The organism is Empedobacter sp. UBA7252, from assembly GCF_002472765.1.
GTDB classification, from domain to species: domain Bacteria; phylum Bacteroidota; class Bacteroidia; order Flavobacteriales; family Weeksellaceae; genus Empedobacter; species Empedobacter falsenii_B.
This window is the reverse complement of the sequence record NZ_DKSQ01000102.1, coordinates 1-5,011: the sequence shown is the minus strand read 5'-3', so window position 1 is coordinate 5,011 and position 5,011 is coordinate 1. Positions and strand designations below refer to the sequence as shown.

Below are 5,011 nucleotides of genomic sequence, written 5' to 3'. Positions count from 1 at the left end.
TACTTTTGTCGGAATATTCAATATTTAAGCTTCATTAAAAACCGTTTACATTTTGTAAGATATTTCCTTTGTAAAAACTCTAACTTAATTCTAAATTTTTGATTTGGATATAACTTGCTGTTCAAATAAGGCGTATTTGTGTCATCAATTGATGATAACATAGTTTCTAAATAAAAAAAACGTATTCCCAATGATTTTATTAATGGGTAAATAAGAATAAAATCAGACCCGGCAAAAGTATCTGCAATGATAATATCTGGAGAAATATTTGTAACGACCTCAAATAGCTCCTTTTTCCTACTATTAATAAAAACACCTAACAAATTGTCTCTAAAGCGATCAGAGAAACTATAAGTTATGTTATCATTACTTAGGGCTTCTTCATCATAATACTCTACGATCGGATTCGTAATTGCGGGATAATATGTAAATCCTCTTGAGATAACATTCTGAGCCATCTTACTATCAATAAAATAGTATACTTCATAACCGCTTCTTTTTAATATATCAGCAATTCGATTTCCACCATTTAAATGGCTTATTGACGGATACTGAATAAATAATGCTTTTTTTTTCATATTACATAGATTCAATTAAGTAATTCCTATCACAATATTTATTGATAGGATTCTCATTGACTGATAATAAAATAATAGATCTGTCTTCAGTCATATTTTTAAGAAGCTCAATACAATATTTCTCCTGTTCCCCGTCTAAGTCTATAAATATATCATCTACCAATATGATTGCAGAATTTGCATAGACTGCTCTTAAAACCGAAATAATATGTTTTTCAGCTCGGGATAATTCTGCTCCATCATCGCTTACAGTAGTATGATAACCACTTGGCATATGTCGGAAAAATAAATCTAAATGAGTTTTAGAGAGAAACGCTCTCACTTTTTCAGGACTATACATCGAATCGTAAAAGGTAATATTTTCAATTATGGAACCTTTAAATATTTTTGGCTCCTGTGGTACCAAGGTTATTATGCTTTTCCAATGTTGTAAAGAAATTGTAGAAATAGCTTTACCATTGACCAAAACCTCATTCATCTCATCACATTCATCCTCTCGAATCAATATTTTACAAATCTTTCTTTTTTCAAAGCTATTGTCACATACAACACCTATCATTTCGTCTTTATAAATAGTAAGTGATATTTCCTTAATTTGACTGCCTTTTTCGGATGGATTGTTGAGAGGTAAATTTGATATTTGTAGGCTATTAAATTGGTCTCTATTAATTACATTTCCCGTTGGCACACCTCTCAAATAATATAATTTATTAAAAAAATGATCGGAAATATGTAAAGAAAACAACTGATCAGAACATTTGAATGTTAAAAAATAAAAAGCTGCCAATGTAGAAATATCTATTAAAAAACTAGCTCCGGATAAATCGAAGTTTACAACTCTTAAATAATTAAAAAATGCGATTAAGAAGTAAATACATATTGTCAGAAATGCCGTGAATGTTTTCAGGACATGAATTTTGTGATCTTCTTTCTGCTGGACAATATATGGATAAATAAACCACTGAGTACTGTTATATAAAATGGTACTAGATGATTTAAAAGATTTATATAAACCCAAGTTTTCAACAAATTCAAAAAAAGAAACAATCGAAGTTCCAACATGAGCTACTGAAGCATAATATCCATAACTCAATAGAATTCTTTTTCTGTAATACCATATATGCAATAGTGCAAATATTGGAGTTCCAACTAAAAGTATTTCCCATGATCTTATTGTAAGCGTAATCAAGACTATTGGAAAGGCAAAAAAATATGGAATTCCTTTAATAACTTTTGTAAGATATTTCATCATTTGAGAAATATTATTCAATCCCTGGGCTGTTAAGGAGTCTTTATTTTGATTGGAAAGATATGACTTTGACATTCCCAACAGGTAGTTATGGTACTCATACTGAAAAACTCCCAACATTTTGAGACTATATATTTTTGAAATATAAGTGCGAAAACTATCAAAAAATAAATAAATAATAAATATTATAAATACTTCTAATGCTTGTGAGAGGCTCGCTAATCTTAAAATATCAGGAAAAAGGATTACATCTAATAGTCTAAGTGCCAAAATAATGCCTATTGTCAAAACCAATGTCTGTATTAAAGTTATAAATAACATAAGCCTCCATAACTTTTTTTCCGACATTAAGTGGTTGATGATTAGTTTTGGTTTGACGGCTAAATCAGACAATTCAAGTTTTTTAGTTACTTCCAGTATCAAACATATTCTACTGTACCAACGTTCTTCGAGCTGCTTTTGAGATAAAAAATAGACTCCATGAAGTGGATCTCCAATTATAAATCTCTTAATTCCCTTTTTCTCGGTCGTTCCAAGCATCACTACATACCCATTTTGTCCAGATTTTGATATAGTATTCAAAACAAGTGGTGAGTCAATTCCTATAATAGTTTCAAAATCTGTTCGGTAGGCCTTTGCACTGAACCCAATATTTTTTGCAATTTTTGAAAGTTCTAGTAATGTCATCCCTGATTCGGACATTCTAGAGGTATGTTTTAACTCATCAATCGAACATAAATATCCATAATATTTGGCAACGGTTTGAATACATGCAATCCCACATTCTACAGGATTATTGGTTCTAACTAATAGATCATATAATAGTTTCAGGTTTTTCATTTTGCCATTATCTTGCTCTGAAATTGTTTATTTGGTGGGAGATATAAATTAAATATCATTTTCTTATAATATGTCCTTAAATTATTGGCAATGTTTTTGATTTTCAAAGTTTACCACAATATGGGGTTCCATCCCTTTTTTTCAATCCAATATTTAAAAATGGCTTCGCGTTCAGTGATAAAGTCTGTCTTTTTCCAACTAGCAAATTGGTCGAAGCCATAATATTTCTTCATATTTCCTGATGTACTAGAACTAACTTGTCTCGGCACCAGAGTTCTGATTCCCCCAAATATTAGACAAGAAACAGACAGATGGACATCTTCTCCTGTCGTTGTTGTAAATGGCTTAACTCCCCAAAAATAGCTCAGCCAATCGGTTTTAAGGAACCAACTATTACACCCAAAATCAACATATGTGTCTGAATAGCAGTGATTTTCAAGAATTCTACTATTGTTGTCTCCTACAAAATATTTGTTAATAAATTCTTCTTTCAAACCTTTAGGCTGCTCAGGAGTAAAATCCATAGTTGGGATAATTCGCCCTGTTGGTGATATAATACAATTTTTAGAAATACATAAATCCAAACATCTTTGTAGCCAATTTTCGGAAGGAATTACATCATCGTCTAAAATATATACGTATGGAGTTTTTGCATGTAATGCCAAGCTAAACCTTCCGAAATACCCAAGGTCATCTGTATTTACCTGATAATCAACCAATGGGTACTTATGTGTTAAATCGAGGTCGGGATCTAAGTTAAATTTACAATGATATATAAAAATCTTCGTTGGCAGAAGAGTTTGACGAAGAAGTGCCTGAATCTGTTCTTCCACGTTGTTCCGTTTCCAAACAGTAATAATTACCGTGATCATCTATTTAGTTTCATTTATAATTTTGAATTAACAGATTAAGATATTTTGAGAGACCAAAAAAGTACAATAATAATCCTAATTAGATTTTAAGTACACATTTTTAAATTGAGAATATTTAACAATGGATTTTCTTAAGATCTCGTAAATTTCGATTCTGTTAGAAATTTTTTGTTTTATTTAGGTATCTATCTTTAGTACGGATTAGTTTAATATATTGAATATTTCAAGAATTTACCATGATTGTCGGTTTCTATCCCGGTTTTAAAAGAAGAACCATTTACTCTTTCTAACCTGTGGCTCCAAGAGTAGATGACGAATTTTTGCCTCCATTCTTTATAAAAAAAATCTAGAAAAGCTGTGCTATTAAAGGGGACAAAAAAAGCACTTCCCTCAAAGATTACTTTTCGAAATTTCTGTTCTAATGCATTTTGAAAATAAAGACCGTTATGGAAGACAACGTGATTTTCTTTTCTTCGATACAACCAAAGATCAATGAAAGGAAATTTATATGAGTAATTTTCAATCGGCTCTCCTTCTTCGCTCCAGATCTTGAAAAATTCTGTTCCTGTTCTTTCTTCTATTTTGCTTTCGATTTGCAATCTTTTGTCCTCTTTAATAAAATTTTTAAATTTATTAAAATCATTTTCATCTATACCCAGATCTATATCATCATCCCATGGAATGATGCTCCCGTGCTGCACATAGCCAAGTAGTGTTCCACCATGTAATAATAGTTCTATATTTAATTTGGTCGCAATTTCAGATAAAATAGACAATATGTTTTGAGCTAATTGCTTCTGATCAATTGTCCAAGCGTTGTATTTATCGACTTTCAGACTAATCTCCCTCAATCTTCCCGTGTGAACATAGGAGCGATCAAAATCTATATCAAACCATTTTTTATCTTCAAAAAATAAATTAATTTCTTCTTTTAATCCCCGTTCGATTAATTCATCATCTACAGGTTGCTTTATAATATAATCAGGCAAAAGTTTTTTTGCACCTTCTTTACTCAAAAAGTATACGCAACTTCCCCAATAATACCCCAGTATATACTCTTTATCTTTTGGGGTACTATTACTCTTATCAAATGGAAAGAAAACATCCCAATTTTCAGAGAAAGAGTTGACAGCTTTTTCTATGAATTCAAAATCTTGTTTGAGTGAAACGTTATCTTCCATTACGAGACAAAAATCTTCTTCTGACTTGAAGAATTCACTCCAGATGTGTTTGTGTACGTTATGAATGTTTATTTCTTCTTTAGACAGTTGAAACCCATACTTTTTACTCATATAAACATTATCCAATAGCGAATTGCAATTGTCCAATGCTTCTACTATAATAATCTTAAAATTATCATCTGATAACTTTGTTTTTTCTTTAAAAAGATTAAGGGCATTAGGTGTTTCCTTTGGAATTATTCTATAAACTATCACATCTGTCCTAAATAAATTTTAGGATTGGATTTCTGT

Annotated in this window: 4 protein-coding genes; all 4 read right to left on the bottom strand. The window is 30.7% G+C overall.

Features of this window, described 5'->3' with window-relative positions; translation table 11 throughout:
* Positions 1 to 17: 17 nt before the first annotated feature.
* The 4 genes from B2X73_RS14435 to B2X73_RS14420 all read right to left on the bottom strand — a co-directional run bounded on the left by B2X73_RS14435 (position 18) and on the right by B2X73_RS14420 (position 4,975).
* The gene (locus tag B2X73_RS14435; RefSeq protein ID WP_291096805.1) at positions 18 to 578 is read right to left on the bottom strand and encodes a hypothetical protein; all 561 of its coding nucleotides are present in this window, start codon (positions 576 to 578) and stop codon (positions 18 to 20) included.
* Between the two features lies 1 nt (position 579).
* The gene (locus tag B2X73_RS14430) at positions 580 to 2,667 is read right to left on the bottom strand and encodes a cysteine peptidase family C39 domain-containing protein (protein ID WP_291096803.1); all 2,088 of its coding nucleotides are present in this window, start codon (positions 2,665 to 2,667) and stop codon (positions 580 to 582) included.
* Positions 2,668 to 2,777: 110 nt separating this feature from the next.
* Entirely contained in the window at positions 2,778 to 3,539 is a 762-nt protein-coding gene (locus tag B2X73_RS14425; RefSeq protein WP_291096801.1) for a glycosyltransferase family 2 protein, read from the bottom strand.
* 206 nt (positions 3,540 to 3,745) lie between these two features.
* Positions 3,746 to 4,975, bottom strand: a complete 1,230-nt coding sequence (locus B2X73_RS14420) for a LicD family protein (protein ID WP_291096799.1) — start codon at positions 4,973 to 4,975, stop codon at positions 3,746 to 3,748.
* Positions 4,976 to 5,011: the final 36 nt, after the last annotated feature.